At 71.6% G+C, this 15648-nt stretch carries 19 protein-coding genes and 2 pseudogenes; 11 read left to right on the top strand and 10 right to left on the bottom strand.

Features of this window, described 5'->3' with window-relative positions:
- Positions 1 to 318: 318 nt before the first annotated feature.
- Entirely contained in the window at positions 319 to 1260 is a 942-nt protein-coding gene (locus ACH427_RS15765; RefSeq protein WP_398870018.1) for an NAD-dependent epimerase/dehydratase family protein, read from the bottom strand.
- Between the two features lie 151 nt (positions 1261 to 1411).
- Here ACH427_RS15765 and ACH427_RS15760 point away from each other — a divergent pair, with 151 nt between their 5' ends.
- Both ACH427_RS15760 and ACH427_RS15755 read left to right on the top strand, forming a co-directional pair.
- Positions 1412 to 1582, top strand: a complete 171-nt coding sequence (locus ACH427_RS15760) for a hypothetical protein (RefSeq protein WP_398870017.1) — start codon at positions 1412 to 1414, stop codon at positions 1580 to 1582.
- 53 nt (positions 1583 to 1635) lie between these two features.
- Positions 1636 to 2145 (top strand): O-acetyl-ADP-ribose deacetylase, encoded by a 510-nt coding sequence (locus tag ACH427_RS15755; RefSeq protein WP_398870016.1) that lies wholly within the window; start codon positions 1636 to 1638, stop codon positions 2143 to 2145.
- Positions 2146 to 2204: 59 nt separating this feature from the next.
- On the opposite strand, the gene ACH427_RS15750 is transcribed toward ACH427_RS15755, so the two are convergent.
- Positions 2205 to 3014 (bottom strand): phosphotransferase enzyme family protein, encoded by an 810-nt coding sequence (locus ACH427_RS15750; protein WP_398870015.1) that lies wholly within the window; start codon positions 3012 to 3014, stop codon positions 2205 to 2207.
- A gap of 60 nt (positions 3015 to 3074) precedes the next feature.
- Positions 3075 to 3827 (bottom strand): asparagine synthase C-terminal domain-containing protein, encoded by a 753-nt coding sequence (locus ACH427_RS15745; protein WP_398870014.1) that lies wholly within the window; start codon positions 3825 to 3827, stop codon positions 3075 to 3077.
- Between ACH427_RS15745 and ACH427_RS15740 the strand changes: the two genes are divergently transcribed.
- Entirely contained in the window at positions 3814 to 4620 is an 807-nt protein-coding gene (locus tag ACH427_RS15740) for a condensation domain-containing protein (RefSeq protein ID WP_398870013.1), read from the top strand. The genes ACH427_RS15745 and ACH427_RS15740 overlap by 14 nt on opposite strands.
- Before the next feature lie 322 nt (positions 4621 to 4942).
- On the opposite strand, the gene ACH427_RS15735 is transcribed toward ACH427_RS15740, so the two are convergent.
- Both ACH427_RS15735 and ACH427_RS15730 read right to left on the bottom strand, forming a co-directional pair.
- Positions 4943 to 5275: a hypothetical protein gene (locus ACH427_RS15735; RefSeq protein ID WP_398870012.1), complete on the bottom strand. Its 333-nt coding sequence runs from the start codon at positions 5273 to 5275 to the stop codon at positions 4943 to 4945.
- Between the two features lie 27 nt (positions 5276 to 5302).
- Positions 5303 to 5731 carry an OsmC family protein gene (locus ACH427_RS15730; RefSeq protein WP_398870010.1) on the bottom strand — a complete coding sequence of 143 codons (429 nt, stop codon included), beginning with the start codon at positions 5729 to 5731 and terminating at the stop codon, positions 5303 to 5305.
- Positions 5732 to 6024: 293 nt separating this feature from the next.
- Between ACH427_RS15730 and ACH427_RS15725 the strand changes: the two are divergent.
- Positions 6025 to 6291, top strand: a pseudogene (locus ACH427_RS15725) (macro domain-containing protein); the annotation flags it as partial.
- Positions 6292 to 6392: 101 nt separating this feature from the next.
- On the opposite strand, the pseudogene ACH427_RS15720 reads toward ACH427_RS15725, so the two are convergent.
- Together ACH427_RS15720 and ACH427_RS15715 are read right to left on the bottom strand one after the other, a co-directional pair.
- A pseudogene (locus ACH427_RS15720) lies at positions 6393 to 6550 on the bottom strand (IS701 family transposase); the annotation flags it as partial.
- A gap of 66 nt (positions 6551 to 6616) precedes the next feature.
- Positions 6617 to 7249, bottom strand: a complete 633-nt coding sequence (locus ACH427_RS15715) for a type III effector protein (protein ID WP_398870009.1) — start codon at positions 7247 to 7249, stop codon at positions 6617 to 6619.
- A gap of 128 nt (positions 7250 to 7377) precedes the next feature.
- Between ACH427_RS15715 and ACH427_RS15710 the strand changes: the two genes are divergently transcribed.
- The 4 genes from ACH427_RS15710 to ACH427_RS15695 all read left to right on the top strand — a co-directional run bounded on the left by ACH427_RS15710 (position 7378) and on the right by ACH427_RS15695 (position 9557).
- Positions 7378 to 7809 (top strand): Hsp20/alpha crystallin family protein, encoded by a 432-nt coding sequence (locus tag ACH427_RS15710; protein WP_398870008.1) that lies wholly within the window; start codon positions 7378 to 7380, stop codon positions 7807 to 7809.
- A gap of 103 nt (positions 7810 to 7912) precedes the next feature.
- The gene (locus tag ACH427_RS15705; protein ID WP_398870007.1) at positions 7913 to 8308 is read left to right on the top strand and encodes a DUF2267 domain-containing protein; all 396 of its coding nucleotides are present in this window, start codon (positions 7913 to 7915) and stop codon (positions 8306 to 8308) included.
- A gap of 32 nt (positions 8309 to 8340) precedes the next feature.
- Positions 8341 to 8802, top strand: coding sequence for a DUF2267 domain-containing protein (locus tag ACH427_RS15700; protein WP_398870006.1), 462 nt, complete (start codon positions 8341 to 8343; stop codon positions 8800 to 8802).
- Positions 8803 to 9305: 503 nt separating this feature from the next.
- A complete protein-coding gene (locus tag ACH427_RS15695) occupies positions 9306 to 9557 on the top strand; it encodes a 1-deoxy-D-xylulose-5-phosphate synthase N-terminal domain-containing protein (protein ID WP_398870005.1) in 252 nt (83 codons plus the stop codon).
- A 105-nt stretch (positions 9558 to 9662) separates the two neighbouring features.
- On the opposite strand, the gene ACH427_RS15690 is transcribed toward ACH427_RS15695, so the two are convergent.
- Entirely contained in the window at positions 9663 to 10634 is a 972-nt protein-coding gene (locus ACH427_RS15690; RefSeq protein WP_398870004.1) for an alpha/beta hydrolase, read from the bottom strand.
- Positions 10635 to 11141: 507 nt separating this feature from the next.
- On the opposite strand from ACH427_RS15690, the gene ACH427_RS15685 reads away from it, so the two are divergent.
- Positions 11142 to 11657: a DUF4232 domain-containing protein gene (locus tag ACH427_RS15685; protein WP_398870106.1), complete on the top strand. Its 516-nt coding sequence runs from the start codon at positions 11142 to 11144 to the stop codon at positions 11655 to 11657.
- A 46-nt stretch (positions 11658 to 11703) separates the two neighbouring features.
- On the opposite strand, the gene ACH427_RS15680 is transcribed toward ACH427_RS15685, so the two are convergent.
- Together ACH427_RS15680 and ACH427_RS15675 are read right to left on the bottom strand one after the other, a co-directional pair.
- The gene (locus ACH427_RS15680; protein ID WP_398870003.1) at positions 11704 to 12639 is read right to left on the bottom strand and encodes an NADP-dependent oxidoreductase; all 936 of its coding nucleotides are present in this window, start codon (positions 12637 to 12639) and stop codon (positions 11704 to 11706) included.
- 289 nt (positions 12640 to 12928) lie between these two features.
- A complete protein-coding gene (locus ACH427_RS15675) occupies positions 12929 to 13186 on the bottom strand; it encodes a hypothetical protein (RefSeq protein ID WP_398870002.1) in 258 nt (85 codons plus the stop codon).
- 350 nt (positions 13187 to 13536) lie between these two features.
- Between ACH427_RS15675 and ACH427_RS15670 the strand changes: the two genes are divergently transcribed.
- Together ACH427_RS15670 and ACH427_RS15665 are read left to right on the top strand one after the other, a co-directional pair.
- On the top strand, positions 13537 to 13971 hold the full coding sequence (locus ACH427_RS15670) for a VOC family protein (protein ID WP_398870001.1): 435 nt from the start codon (positions 13537 to 13539) through the stop codon (positions 13969 to 13971).
- A 156-nt stretch (positions 13972 to 14127) separates the two neighbouring features.
- Entirely contained in the window at positions 14128 to 15606 is a 1479-nt protein-coding gene (locus ACH427_RS15665; protein ID WP_398870000.1) for a M20/M25/M40 family metallo-hydrolase, read from the top strand.
- The last annotated feature ends 42 nt before the right edge of the window (positions 15607 to 15648 follow it).

Here is a 15648-nt window from a genome sequence, read left to right as displayed (position 1 = left end):
GCGCAGGACCGCCGCCGAGTGACCGGCGGCTCCGCTCTGTCTGATTCAGGGGTCGTCACCCGAGGCAGGTTAGTCATCGCCTCGCCGGTGATCAACCGGATTTGAGGCAGGTCGCCTTACGGCCCGCCAGCCCGGCCCGAGGGTGAAGAGCGCGACCGCGATCAGGCCCAGCAGCGCCCAGCCGACGACCCCGGTCCCCCGGCGCCACGGGTCGCGTCCCTGGTGCCATGTGCCGGTCTCGTGCGGTGTGTCTCCCCTGTCACCCACCTCACGACCGGACGTGGCGTCCGTTGTCCGGCGAAGCTGCCGCCCCGGATGTCATCGCTTGGCGCCCAAGTGCTCGCGCCACCAGTCGACCGTCGCCTCGACCTGTTCGTCGACGGGGGTGGCGCGTACCGCGAACTCGGCTTCGTAGGCGCTTGAATCGACGACGAACGGCCGGTCGAACTGGTAGCGGATCTCCTTCAGTTCACGGAGCAGCGGCGAGAAGAGCGACGCGAGGCCCAGCACGGCCGACGGCAGACCGCGCACCGTGACCGGTCCCGTGCCCGCCTTGGCGGCAAGGCGGTCGATCATCTGACGGGTGGACAGCGGGGGCTGCGTCGGGATGTGCCAGGGACGGCCCCAGGCGCGTTCCTCGCCCGCGAGCTCGACCAGGGACCTGGCCACATCGGGGAGGTAGCTCCAGCTGTGCGGGGCGTCCGGGTCCCCGAGCGTGGAGACCGGCTTGCCGCGCAGCAGGCGGGGCATGACCCGCGCGGCCAGATGTCCGCCATCGGTCACACCGGGCCCGAAGAAGTCCGAGGCACGCGCTTCGACCGCCTTGATACGGCCCTGCTCGTGCAGTCTCCGCGCCTGCTCCCAGACGGCAGAGCGCACCCTTCCCTTGGGGCCGGTCGCGGTGAGCGGCAGTTCCTCGGTCATGGGGCCGTCCACCGGGCCGTAGCCGTAGAGGTTTCCCAGCATGACCAGGACGGCCCCGGTCGTCTCGGCCGCCGCGCAGAGCGACGAGGCCAGCGGCGGCCATTCACCGGCCCAGCGGTGGTAGGGCGGCGCGGCGCAGCTGTAGATCGCGGTCGCGCCCCGCGCCGCCTCGATCAGCCGCTCGCTGTCCGTCGCGTCCAGCGCGACGTGCTCGATGCCGGGCTCCGGGCTCCGGCCCGACTTGGTGACGACCCGTACGGAGTGCCCCTGCTCGGCCAGCAGCCGGGCGGTGGCCGCCCCTGCGGGCCCGAATCCTATGACGACGTTGAAGCTCACGCGCGCACACTAGCCGAGAGTCGGTGCCTCGCCGAGACCGTCAGCTGCTTCGTGCCGTCTCCCGTTCGGCCATGTGCGGAAGCCGTGCGCTGGACGGTGCCGGTGGTGCGGCGCTCGGCCCCCTCCGCGATGCCGGGCCCTGCCGCGGGCGGTGCTGGAGCGGCTCCCTTGGCTCGCCGACAGCGGCTTCACCGCCCATGCGCTGCTCGCCGCCACCCGGGCCGACCTCGGCGAACACCTCGTCCGCCATGAGCGAGTACCGCGCGAGGAACTGCGGGACCGGCTCGCGCATTTCACCACCAGGGTGCCGAGCTCGCACTGATCAGGAGCCGGTCGCCGCCTCTTCGGCCACTATGCATCGGAGAGGATCGCCCCATGACCACTCTCACCTTTGTGCACGGCGACATCACCCGGCAGGCCGTGGACGCCGTCGTCAACGCGGCGAACTCCTCCCTCCTCGGCGGCGGAGGCGTCGACGGCGCCATCCACCGCGCGGGCGGCCCCGAGATCCTCAGCGCGTGCCGCGACCTGCGCGCCTCCCATTACGGCAAGGGCCTCCCCACCGGCCGTGCCGTCGCCACGACGGCGGGCCGGCTGCCGGCCCGGTGGGTCATCCACACGGTGGGCCCGGTGTGGTCCGCCACCGAGGACCGCTCGGAGCTCCACGCCTCCTGCTACCGCGAATCCCTGCGGGTCGCCGACGAACTGGGCGCCCGGACGGTCGCCTTCCCGGCGATCTCCACCGGCATCTACGGATGGCCCATACAGGACGCGGCACGCATCGCCGTGGAGACGGCCCGCACCACGGACACGACCGTGGAAGAGGTCCGCTTCGTCCTCTTCGACGAGGCCGCCTACGCGGCCTTCACCGCGCAGGCGCACTGATACCAAAGAGTCGTCGTGTGAGAACACGTACAGGCTGCGGATATTCCAGAGGCGGAACCTCAGTCGACCACCCGGTGTTGCCAGAGGTCGCGGTGCCGTTCGACGTGGTCGATATCCCGCAGGTAGAGGTCTGCGTGCCCTTCCTCGATGTGCCGGGCGAAGTCGGTGTTGCCCCGGTCCGCCGCCTCGTGCATGAACGTGACCAGCCAGCGGAGCCGGTCGGGCACCGACTCGACGACCTCGGCGCGCTCCGGAGCGGTGCATCCGTAGGCGTCCAGGAACAGCCTCGCGCGGCGGGCCTGTTGCGGTGCGTCGCCGAAGCCGTCCCCGTTGGACGGATCGGTGAGCGGCGCGAACCTGTACAGGGCGTAGGAGAGATCCCAGTGGCGCGGGCCCGGCCGGGCGGTGTCGAAGTCGATCACTCCTACGGCGCGACCGTCGCCGAAGACGCAGTTGTACGGGGCGAAGTCGCCGTGACAGATGACTTCGGCCGGCTCCATGGCGGGGAACTGCCAGCCTGCGGTCGGCCGCGCGGCGAGTTCGGCGGTGCTGTCGTGGAACGACCGCAGCAGGCGGGCGGCAGTCACGAGGGCGGTCTCACCGCGGACGGCGGGAGACAGCGGGTAGTTGCCGACCTCACCCGGCAGGTAGTCCAGCACTTCCCGGTCCTGCTCGTCGACGCCGTACTGGCGTGGCGCTCCGGGGAAGCCCCGCCGGGCGAGGTGGTCCAGCAACAAGTGCACCGCGGGGGTCCAGGGGCGCACCGGGCGCCGGACCGTTTCTCCGGCCCGCACCACCCGGGTGGTGCCCCCACCGGTCAGCTCGGTTTCCTGGTGTACCGGTCCCTGTGGTACCGACGGATCCGTCATGCGTGGCCTCGTTCTTCCTTCCAGGGTCGTTCACGGGCTGTGCTCCGGGGTGCGGGCCCGTCACAGCGTCCGGGAGAGGAGGTAGGACGCCTTGCCATAGCCGAGCTGGAGGAAACGCGCCAGCGTGTAGCGCTCCAGCGGACCGGTGGCGAGCCGGCTCACCGTGTCGTCCCAGTCCGGCGGCACGACCGCGTCCCGGTCGAAGCCCTCGCCGAGCAACCCGTGGCCCGCGTCCTGCCGACCGTAGTGGTAACCGGCACCCCGGGCAAAGGTCATCTTCTCCCGTTCGAGCACGTAGTCGGGCAGGTCGTCCCGCATGGCCGCGCGCAGTGCGGCCTTCGACAGGCCGTTGCGGACCAGGTCCTGCGGGCCGAAGCCGAGCGCGGCGCGGATCACCTCCGGGGCGAGGAACGGGGTCCGCACTTCGATGGCCGTGGCCGCGGCGAGCCGGTCCAGGCGCTGACAGCTCGTGCGGTGCAGGTTGCCCAGTTCCCGGAGGCGGTGGCGCAGCACGTCGGCCGGGCTCTCCGTGCCGCTGCGGTACCCGCCGAAGAGCTCGTCGGAGCCCTCGCCGGTCAGTACTGTCCTGCTCCGTCCGGGCAGCGTCGCGAGGGCCGACAGGGCGGCCCACGTGGGGAAGGCGTGCGTCAGCACCTGCGACTCCCACGTCTCGAGCCGGGCCACCATGGCGTCGAGCTCCTTGAGGAGTTCCTCCGGCTCGGGTGCCGGCACGATGTCCAGCGGGACACCGAGTTCGTCCGTCAGGCGCCGGGCGTACACCAGGTCCGCCGAGCCCTCGTTGGCCACGGTCACGGCGCGCACCTGGGCCGGCCTCGGCGAGGCGACCGACTTCACCGCATGGGCCGCCGAGGAGCGCAGGTACCTGCGCAGCGACGAGGCCGAGGAGGACGCCGAGTGGTGGCGGGGCGCGCTGAACCACGGCTCCGCGCGCCGGTCGGTCCTGTCCGGCCTGGAACGCGGCACCTCGCACGAGACAAGGCGCACGCTGCCGGACGACCTCGCCGCACAAGTGCGGCGAGCACACCAGAAGGACCGCGTCACGAGCTACTCACTGCTCCTGACCGCGACGCTGCGCGGCGACCGGGACCAGAACGATCTCGTCGTCACCACGAGCTTCGGGCACCGGCTCACGATGGACGACTATGCGACGGTCGGATGCCTGACGTCCCGGACGCTGATCCCGGTGCATCTGGACGGAGCCGAATCGCTGGACACCACTCTGACGGTGCAGCGGCGGTTGTGGGACGCGCTGGAGCGCAGCCGGCTGCCCTACGCCTGGATCAGGAAGGCTGCGTGGCCGGACAGCCACCCCCTGCTCGACGCGGATCCGGAGGTGCCGTACTTCGCCCTCAACGAGTCGTGGCAGGACCGGCTCGTCCTGGACGGCCTGGACGTGAGAGGGGTGGCGCGCAAGGGCACCCGGTCAGCCGACACGCTCGAGCTCTGGGTGGAGCAGTCGCTGAACGGCTATGAGCTGATCATGCGCGGCCCGTACGCGGAGGGGACACTGCGGGCACTGCAGGATGAGGTGGTCGAACGGCTCGGGACGGCGCTGAGGCGACCTCCCCCGTGTCACACTCCGTAATCACCGCCTGCCGCTTCGCCCTGCCCTCACAGAGCTCTACGGCATCCGCTCAGGGCCGGACCAAAAACCTGACCACCCGTCAGCAAAGACTGCGGTCGGGAACGTGGCGCTCGCCGTCCAGACGTATGCAGCGCCCGGCCCCGTAGGAGGACTTGGTGGCCGTCACCGAGGGCGTGCTGCTGCGCGCCCACCCGGCGGAACGCCGAGTACCCGGGCCGCTGGCGACTCGTACCCGGCCAACGCCGCATCTTCTGAGCTGCGGTGAAGCCCCCTGCTGCCTATTTCTGGCGTATTCCGGCTGCCCTCCTACTACTCGGGGCCGTCAGCGCACCAGCGGCGGCATCGACGGGTGCGCGGTGTCCGGCCAGACCACCGCGTCCATCACCGAGTCGTGCCCGGTGTGGCCGCGGCTGGCGGCGTACGCGGCCGGCACTCGGTCCAGCACGGCGGTGACGAAGACCACGAACGCGGCTTGTTCGGCGGCGGGTTGGTCGGGGAGCAGGCTGCGGGCTCCGGCGTGGGTGAAGCCTTCGGCGAGCAGTTCCAGGCTGTGTTCGAGCATGTTGTAGTGGTAGACGCCCGGTACAACCCCCGCAACGTTGATGATGCCGAGGTATGCCTCCAGTTCCTGGCGCACGCCGCCGGTGCAGTACACGCTGGTGCGGCGGTCCTTGCACGCAGGTCAGACATCGGTAACGGTCGTAGTGACCGGTGTGCCCGCTTCGATGGTGCGGCTGACCGTGCAGAGCCGGTCGTGGGAGGTCTTGACCGCCCGGGGAAGGATCACCCGGGCGCGGTCGCCGGACTCCCCGGCGGGGAATTCGACGGTGAAGGTGACCTCGAGGTCCGCCAGCCGGTTGCCGAGCTCGTCTTCGACCTTGTTGCCTGTCACCGTCACCCGAAACGTGGCAGGCTCCGCATGGCGGCTCGTGGCAGCGTCCACGTCGGCGGCGGTGCAGCCGCCGATCGCGGCCAGGAGGAGCTCGACCGGGGTGAAGTCAGCGCCCGAGCCGGTGCCGAAGTCCACCGCGCCCCCGCGGGCGTTGGTCGCGGTGAACTGGCCGGCGCCGGTCCGCTCGACGGTGACGGAACGCAGCAAGTCGGAAGTCATGGCAACGAGAGTAGCGACGCGCTGCACCGGCGCCCCGCATGTCGCGCCTGCACCGCGGCGAGCCGCCGTGAGGGGCGGTCTCGAGCCACCCCGGTCAGTTCAGACTCCCGCAGCCCGAGACAGCACCCACCGGTTCTCCTCGCCATACGGCGAAGGAACCCGCCCTGCAAGCCCGGGTGCCTCCAATCGGACCCCGACTCCCCACATCCACGGCTGCGAGGCGGCCGCCGCGACCCAAGGAGCGGCGGGCGCCGGTTCACAGACGGGGACCCAGGAGTGGGTCAACGCTTCAGACCGTGGGACCGGTCTTCTCCCAGGACGAGGACCGCTCCGACCTGCTGGCATCCTGCCACCGCGAATCCCTGCGGGTGGCGGACGAGCTGGGAGCCAGGACGGTGGCCTTCCCGGCCATCTCCACCGGCATCTACCGCTGGCCCGTGGACGACGCCGCGCGCATCGCCGTCGAGACGGTCGAAGCGACGGAGACAGCGGTCGAAGAGGTGCGCTTCGTCCTCTTCGACGAACGCGCCTACGCGGCCTTCACCGCGCGAAACCGCTGAACAGCGAGCCCCGAATCGGTGAGACCGTCGAAGGGCAGCTCAGCCAAGTGCGAAGTCCTGCCCTCTGCGAATCGCACACCTGCGGTGCCGGCATGGTCCCGGTCATAGACGCTTGGGCCGGGTGCGCCCTGGCCGCACGAGTGGCGTTTCCGCTTCTGCCGTGGCAGGCCGGGGCACAGTCGTGGACGGGGTGGCCGACGGACCAGCGCGTGACGACGGTGTCGTGCCGGGTGGCGGCCATGGCGTGGCAGACGTCGGAGGGCACGCCGGTTGTCATGGGCTCGCGCGCGAGTGGAACGCCCACGTCCTGGGACAACCGGTGGGGTCAGGGTGGGGTGAGGGTGTCGAGTTGAGCGGCGAGGTCGGGGTGGGTGGCGGTCAGGTGGGGGCGGGTGGCGTTGAGGGGGTGGATGAGGGCGGCGGGGTCGTCATGGCCGAGGGCGGTGTGGAGCTGGCTGAGTGGGAGGCGGGCCGTGGCGGGCAGGTCGGTGAGGGCCGTGATCCGGCCGGCGATGCGGCGCAGGTCGGCGGCGTTGTCGCGGGCCCAGATGGCGGTGGTGCGCTCGGCGGCGCGGCGTTCGCGGGTGGCCTGGACGCGTTGTTCGCCGGTGGTTCCGGCGGGGCCCGGGCGGCCGCGCAGGTAGCGGCGCTCGGCGGCCTGGCGGCTGGCGACGCCGAGAGGGTGGGCGAGGTCGGCCCAGCTGGCTCCCGCGTCGCGGGCGGTTTCGATCAGGCCGGTCTCCCATCCGGCGAGCTGTTCGCGCACCTGCCGCAGCAGCATCAGGGAGGCCAGCGCCTGCTCCGGCCCGGGGCCGGGCGCATCCCGGGCCTCCGGGGACTTTCCCTGGGCGTCGCGGAGGGCGTCGTCTATGGCGCGCAGCGCCGCCGAGGCGGCGGGAAACGACGCCGGGACGTGGGTATTCGTGCTGGTCGTGGACGGCTGATCGGCTGCGGTCACGGGCACCTCCCTCTGGTTGTCATCAGGCGGACGACATCATGTTTGTCATCCATTGGATGACATGTTACAACGGTAGCAGCAAGGCGCATTGGCAGAGACTGCCTGAACTCGCTGGAGGTGTTTTCACGATGTTGATGCGCACTGACCCCTTCCGTGAGCTGGACCGGCTGGCACAGCAGCTGATGGGTCCGGGCACCTGGTCGAAGCCGTCGGCGATGCCGATGGACGCCTACCGCGAGGGCGACGAGTACGTGGTGGCCTTCGACCTTCCGGGCGTCGCCGCGGACGCGATCGACGTCGACGTCGAGCGGAACATGCTCACCGTCAAGGCCGAGCGCCGGCCGGTGGCGAAGGCCGACGACGTGCAGATGGAGCTGTCCGAGCGGCCGCTGGGTGTCTTCTCCCGCCAGATCGTGCTCGCCGACACCCTCGACACCGAGCACATCAAGGCCGACTACGACGCGGGCGTGCTCACCCTGCGCATCCCGATCGCCGAGCGCGCCAAGCCCCGCAAGATCTCCATCGGCGTCGGCTCCGGCCGTAAGGAGATCTCCGGCTGACACCGGCCGGACGGGTGCGGAGGGCGGGCACCTGATCTCCCCCCTCGCTCTGCTCTCCGCACCCCCGTGGGCAGTCCGATGAAGATGAGGGGTGGCGGCCGGCATGACTCTGCGACGTGAAGCGTTCCTCGGCCACGTGAAGGAACGCGGCGAGTACGGCACTCTGGAGGAAGCCGAGCGCGCGGCCCGTGTCGTGCTCGCCCTCCTCGGCGCACACCTGGTCGGCGACGTCCGCGCCCAGCTGGCGGCGCGTCTGCCGGAGGCGTTCGCCCTGATCCTGCTCAACCCGCTGCAGAGCGCCGAGCCGCTGTCCCCGCAGCGGTTCGTCCGCGCGACCGCCGCGTGGGTCGAGGGGGCCACCGAGCAGACCGCGGCCTGGGACGTCAGCGCCGTGCTGTCCACTGCCGCCGATGCGGCCGGCGAGGACCTGCTGGGCCAGATCCTGCTCCAGCTCCCCGTCGGCTACGACCTGCTCTTCGGCCGCCCCCAAGCCACCTGACCATCCCGCACGCCGGTGCCCGCACACCGGCCATGGCAAGAAAGGCAACCACCCAAGTGATCTCCGACCGGCACGCACTGCCCCAGCAGCCGTACGGGACGGCATACGAGCAGATGCTGGAGAAGGTCCGCTACGAGGGCGCCTACCCCACCCGCGAGAGAGCCGACCAAGCCATCCGCCTGGTTCTGGCCGGACTGGGGCGCCAGCTGACCGGCGACGAACGTGTCGACCTGGCCGGCTGCCTGCCCTTGGAAGCCGCACGCGTGCTGACCGCGCAGATCCCCGACACCCAGCCGCTGACCGGCTGGGCCTTCGTCAAGGACCTCGCCGCCCGCACCGGCGCTTCCCTGGCCACCACCCGCTGGGACACCGGCTCCGTCTTCTCCGCCGTCGCCGCCTATGCCGACACCGACCTGATCACCCGCATCCTCCACCAACTCCCCACCGGCTACGCCCTGCTGTTCGGCCGCGCGGAACTCACCCAGGCCGCGTAGCCGGAGACGTGCGTGCTCAGGGCGGGAACGACGACCGCCGCGTCGCCGCCCGCCCCACGCGCCCGGCGCCCTTGCCGGCGCCGCCGGGACGCATGACGGCCACCGGCCGGCCCCCTGTCGAGCCACGGAGCTGACGGCGCGTTGCCGGCGTCCATCACCGCTCGCCGCACCTGCGACTCCAGCACCGGCGAAGTCCACCGCGCCCCGGCTGTGCGCAGGAGACAGTATCGAGTTGGTCCGGAAAACACGCCCCATGCTCCTCAAGGTTTTCGCAGAGACTGCTCCTGCGGCGTGCAGTGGTGAAGGCTGTGCCACCGAGCAGAGTTCCACACTCCGCGCGCCCTCCGCCCAGGAGGCGATTTCAAGCCTGGGGCGTTGCACAATGGCCAGAAGCAGCCCTAGGCCGCCGCAACCCGGGAACGTGGTGTGAGGCGCTCCCCCCGCCTGTGTGAGGCTGCGGACCGGTCCCGCCCGCTCTCTTTCCGGCGGGACGCCCCCTCTGGATGATCCCCTGGCGGGATCCCATGAGCACTCCCACAGGAACCGCCTCCCCGTCCTCTCCGATGTCGCTGCACGATGTCACCTCTCCGCAGGTGCTGCGTGAGCTCGCCCCGGGCGAACTACCGGCGCCGGCAGGGCAGATACGGGCATTCCTGATCGCGAAGGTGAGTGCCACAGGCGGACGCCTGGGGCCGAATCTCGGCGTCGTGGAGCAGCCCTTGGTACCGGGCGTCGATCCATCGATCAGGGCGTAGCCGCGATCCGGCGGACCGGGGCTCCGGAGTGAGCAGCCCCGACGGCATCTGGCGAAGACGACACGAGGCGAAGGCACCGCCATCCACCACGCCCGGCGGCCGGCCTCAGCTCCGCACACCCATCGCACCGAGCAACAGCGGCAGCGAACGGTGCAGCTCACGCTGCCAGTACGGCCAGCTGTGCGTGCCGTGGCCGTAGAAGTCGGTGACCAGGCGGTGGTCGCCGAGCGCGTGCAGCCGGTCGGCCACATGGCGGCTCTCGGCCAGGAAGAGGGTCTCGTACGAGCTGGTCTCGCCCGGCGGGTCGAACGGGCCCGCGGTGCCGTCCCCGCAGGACAGGAAGACCGGCAGCCGCCGCAGCGCCCCGGCGAGCACGTACGGATCGTGCTCCGCCCAGATCCTCCGGTCGGCCAGCGGGTCACCCCACAACGCGTACGGATCGGCGCCCTGGCCGCGCGCGATGGCCAGCACGTTGGCCGGACCGCCCTGCTGATAGAGCGGATCGGCGACCCCGCTGTAGGAGGCGACGCCGCGGAACATGCCCGCGTGCCGGGCGGCGTAGGACAGCGCTCCGAAACCGCCCATCGACAGTCCGGCGACCGCCCGGTCCTGCCCGGCACCGTAGGAGCGCTCCAGAAGCCGCCGCAGCTCGGTGAGGTGGAAGGTCTCCCAGCGTGGCGCGCCGCCGGCTCCGTGGTTCCACCAGTCGCTGTAGAAGCCGGCCGCGCCCGCTTCCGGCATCACCACCAGTACCCGGCGCAGCGCCGGGATGCTCGCCATGTCGGTGTTCGCGATCCAGCTGGTGTAGTCGTCGCAGCAACCGTGCAGCAGCCACAGCGTGGGCCAAGCGCGGTGCGGCCGGGGCGTCCAGCCGTCGGGGGTGAGCAGCCGGACCTTGACGGAGCGGCCGAGCGCGGGGGAAGCGACGGTCAGATCGAGCTGACGTGCGGTGATCCGCCGCTCGGCCACCACCCGGGCCTGACCGCCCTGGGCGTGGGCGGGCAGGGCGGACAGTGAGAGGGCGGCGGTGATGCCCAGCAGGGGCAGTGCTCGAAACAGGCGTCTCATCACTGGCATCCGACCCCCGATCTGAGCCCAACCGGATTTCCGACGCTTGATGGTAGTACCGGCGCGGTGCCCTCCGGTGTCACTTCGGTCAGTCGGCCCACCCCGGTCCCGGCCTCGGTCCGGCGTGCCTCCGCACTCTGCTGACCCACGGCGCGCGCGTCGTCACCGCCCCGGAGCCCGGCACGGCCGGATCCGGGGCGGGCGGCCGCTCCCTGGCGCCCGCTCGGCGAGCCGCCCGAGGCCCTGCCGCGCACAGCACGGACCCGACGCGTCCCGGCGGGGCGCCCCACCGCCCGCCTCATCGCCCGGTTCGCCCTCGCCCTCCCCCGCCCGGAGTAGGGGCCGATCGCGCGCCGCCTCGCCGACGGCATCAGCGCCCAACCGGCCGACGCCGCTCGAACCAGCGTGAGGAGAAGGAAGAACGGGGCATTCGCATGACGGTCTCGTGGCATGCGGCAGGCCGGTGCGGGGAGGAGTGGAGGTGACCGTGAACCGGTGAGCGACAAGGGAGAGTTCATGATGCGTACGACCGCTGGGAAGGCCGCCACCACCGCTGCCGTCGCCGTGCTGGCGACCGCGCTGGGAGGAGGGCCGGCGCAGGCTTCCGCGTCGTCGCCCCACGGCGGCACGGCGCCCTCGTCGTGCCGCCCGGCGAACCACATCGCCAAGATCACCACAGGCCCCGCGACCTCGGGCCATCGCCACTACCGCGTCACCCTGACCGCGGCGCCCGGGTACGAGCCGTGCAGGCTGGCGGGATCACCGACCGATGTGCGGTTCTACCACCACGGTTCTCCGGAAGGCGTCACCGCCAGCCGATACGGCCCGCAGCACATGGCGGTGACCTTCGGCCCCGGCCACCCGGTGCACTTCGACATCCAGGTTCCCCACCGCACCGCCGGGGCTCGCGCCGACGAGGTGACCTTCACGCTCAAGGCCCCCGACGGGTTGATCCCCGGCGAATCCTCCGCCTACGGCCCGCTCACCGTGGACGCGGGCACCGCGATCGGCCCGGTCCGGCCAGGAGCCTGACCTTCGCACGACGGGGTCTCGGGCCGCGTCCGCGCGCTCACCACGGTCAGAACCGAAGGATCAGCCGCCCCCGGACGCCGCCCGCTTCCAGGAGGCGGTGGGCCTCGGCGGCTTGCTCCGCGGGCAGGGTCCGGGCGACGCGCAGGGTCAGCAGGCCGTCTTCGACCTGCTGCCGGAGACGGTCGAGCTCCGCCCGCCGACGGGCGTAGTCGGTGACCATGACCGGGTGGAAGGTGATGCCGCGTTCCCCCGGCTCGGAGTAGCTCCGCAGCGTCGCGATCCGGCCGGCGTCGCGGACCGCCGGGAGCGCGCGCCGGTCGAAGAGCGCGCCGTCGATGAGCCCGTCGACGCCGTCGGGCACGGCCGCACGGACTCGCTGGGGGAAGTCGTCCCCGCGCTCCAGCACGACGTCCGCGCCCAGTTCCTTGACGAGTTGTTCGTCGCGTGGCGCCGCGTCGGCGATCACGCGGAGGCCGTCGGCCTTGGCCAGTTGGATGGCATAGCCGCCGACCGCGCCGGCCGCGCCGGTGATCGCGACGGTCCGGCCCTCGGAGAGGCCGAGCAGATCGAGCGCCAGGCGCACGGTCAGGCCGTTCATCGGCAGGGACGCCGCCTCGGCATCGCTCGCGCCGGCAGGGACCCTGACGACGGATTCGGCCGGGACGACGATGCGTTCCGCGTAAGCGCCGTGGCTGCCGTCCGGGACCACGATGGCCATCACACGCTCGCCGATCCGCAGGTCGGTCGAAACGCCGTCGCCTATCTGGTCCAGCACCCCGGCGGCGTCCATGCCCGGCACGTACGGCGGTGGCACATCCTTCTTGTAGCGCGAGGCGTCGCTGCGGCGGAGCGTGTCGGTCGGGTTGACCGCCGCCGCGTGGACCCGGATCCGCACCTCGCCCGGCCCGGCCTCGGGCTCCGGGAGGTCCAGAACGCGCAGCACCTCGGGCCCGCCGAATTCCTTGAATCCCACAGCTCTCATGCCGTGCTCAACCACCCCATCGGACGGGGCTATTCCCGGCACATACGTGCCCCCCCACCGCCTCGTGACACCAGGCGGCCCGTCTCCGCTGCCCGGCGACGAGGAGGCCGACGGGTGGAGACCGCCCGGCGTCGGCCGCTGCGAGCCCCCCTCACGACCCGTCAAAACAACAGCGAATTCCCCATATTGCCTTCGGTTCTTAGACGCCAGCCCGCAAGGGCGCCTTCGAAACGGCCAGGGGCCGGCTCCGGCAGGGCGAGGAAGGCTCACCCCATCCGGCCCCCCGGGCTCAGCTCACGCAGAGAAGCGGACTCCGTCCGTAGACGTCGAATTCGACCTCACCCCGCACCGGGCCGCCGTCGCGGACCATGTCGGTGAGCGGGTACAGCGCGACGGCGGTCGCGTGGGCGGTCTCGGCGGAAAACCCAAGCGCGATGTCCCGGGGAGCGGGGCTGGAGCCGGTGGGCGCGTAGACGGCGGCGGAACCGCTCACCGCCGCCAGCCGGAGGAGCGCGCCCGACCGCAACAGGTTCTCGCCGCATCCCATGAGCTGTCCGCACCCTCTCGGGGGCGGCGAGCTCACCCACGTGTGGCGCGGCGGGTTCACCTCGGTGAGCACCCTGCGCGGCCGCCCCGGCCCAGGCACGGTGGAAGCGGTCATTCTCAACTGCACGGCGCCTCGGCTTCATACGAAGCACGTTGCCCCACGCGCCGTTGTCGAGCTCCGTCCAGTACCAGATGTCGCGCCCCGGTGCGAACGGTCGCAACGCCGGATTCCGTCGAACAGGTGGAACAGGCAAGAGCTCCACATCATGCCGAATCAAGACTCACCGACGCGGGAGAAGAACCCGTCAGTACCGGGAGATGAGCAGCGGAGTCCCCTGCTATGGTGCGCCGATGTCACCGGTCAAGAAGTTCCAGGTCACCTTCGACTGCGCGGAACCTGAGCGCGTCGCCCGCTTCTGGTGCGAGGTGTTGGGGTACGTCGTGCCGCCGCCACCGGAGGGGTTTGCCACGTGGGACGATTTCGATCGCTCGCTGCCGCCTGAGCGGCAGGGTGCGGCGTTCGCCTGCACTGATCCCTCCGGCGTGGGGCCGCGGCTGTACTTCCAGCGCGTTCCCGAAGGGAAAGTCGTCAAGAACCGGCTGCATCTCGACGTGCGGGCCGGCACCGGGCTCGTGGGCGAAGAGCGCCTCGCCGCGCTCGAAGCCGAGTGCGCACGGCTGATCGCTCTCGGCGCGGTGCGCGTACGCCTGCTGTCCGCCGACGGCGACAATGAATCGTGCATCGTGATGCAGGACATCGAGGGCAACGAGTTCTGCCTCGACTGAGCGTCCTCCGACATGGCGAGGCGGGAGGCGCACCGCGCTGGCCGGGGCCCGGCGTGCACGGCGCGGCCGGCCCTTCCGGTGCCAAGGGCCCGCTGTTCCTTGGCGGTCCGAAACCGGACCTTGCGGGGATGCTGAGGCGGGCGTGACGATGGCGGCATGACGCAGCCGGGCGAGGACGCGGGCGGCAGACGCAGCGGTCACGACGGGAACGGCGAGCACAGCGGACGGGGCACGACGCGGCGTACGGTGCTCGGCGCGGCCACGGTCGGTGCGGCGGCCCTCGGGCTGCCCTCGGCGGCGGCCGCACAGCCCGGACCGGCGCAGCCGGGAGGGCCCGCCCGCCACCGGCCCACCGTCCAGCCCCCTCCGCCCGAACTCCGTGCGCTGCTGCGGGAGATCGACCCGCACCGCATCGAGGCGACCGTCCGCAAACTGGCGTCCTTCGGCACCCGGCACACCCTGTCCGCCCAGGACGACCCCGCGCGCGGTGTCGGCGCGGCCCGCGACTGGCTCCTCGCCGAGCTGCGCCGCCGCGCACAGGCATCCGGTGGCCGGATGACCGTGGAGCTCCAGTCGTACATACAGCAGCCGGCGCCCCGTGTCCCGGTGGCGACCAGGATCACCAACGTCGTGGCCACACTGCGGGGTTCGGTCACGCCTGACCGGATCTATGTGGTCTCGGGGCACTACGACTCGCGGAACAGTGACCCGATGAACGCCACCGACGACGCGCCCGGCGCCGACGACGACGCCTCCGGGGTGGCCGTCGCCCTGGAGCTGGCCCGGGTCTTCGCGACCAGGCGGCCGGCCGCGACCGTGGTGTTCGCGGCGGTGGCGGGCGAGGAACAGGGACTGTACGGGTCCGGGCACATGGCCCAGACGTACCGGGGCCGACAGGCCGACATACAGGGTATGTTCACCAACGACATCGTCGGGAGCCCGACCGCCGAGGACGGTTCGCGCGACCCGCGCACCATCCGGCTGTTCGCCGAGGGAGTGCCCACCTCGGAGACGCCTGAGCAGGCCGAGACGCGGCGCTCGGTGGGCGGCGAGAACGACTCACCCTCGCGCCAGCTGGCCCGCTTCGTCCGGGACACCGCCGAGAACGACGCGACGGGGATGCGCGTGCGGATGGTGTACCGCCGCGACCGCTACCTGCGCAGCGGCGACCACATCCCGTACCTCCAACAGGGTTATCCGGCGGCCCGGTTCACCGAGCCCGCCGAGAACTACGCGCACCAGCACCAGGACGTCCGGGTCGTGGACGGCAAGCAGTACGGCGACCTGCCCGAGTTCTGCGACTTCGGCTTCATCACCCGGGTGGCCCGGGTGAACGCGGCCGCCCTGTGGTCGCTCGCCCAGGCCCCCGGCACCCCGCGCGGCGCGAAGATCCGCACCGCCGCCCTCGGCAACTCCACCGAGCTGGTGTGGGAACGCGGCCCGGAACCGGACCTCGCCGGATACGAGGTGGTGTGGCGCGAGAGCACCGCGCCGGAGTGGACCCACGTCATCCCGGCCGGGAACACGACCCGGCACACCGTCAACCTGTCCAAGGACAACGTCTTCTTCGGCATCCGCGCCCTCAACCGCTCCGGCCTGCACAGCCCGGTCGCCTTCTGCGCACCCCAGCCGTGAGACCCCTTTTCCACACGTTTTCCCCACGTGTGACGCGGTCCT

Source organism: Streptomyces sp. NPDC020379 (genome assembly GCF_044387105.1).
Lineage (GTDB): Bacteria > Actinomycetota > Actinomycetes > Streptomycetales > Streptomycetaceae > Streptomyces.
The sequence above is the reverse complement of the archived record's forward strand: the minus strand, read 5'-3'. Positions and strand labels throughout refer to the sequence as shown.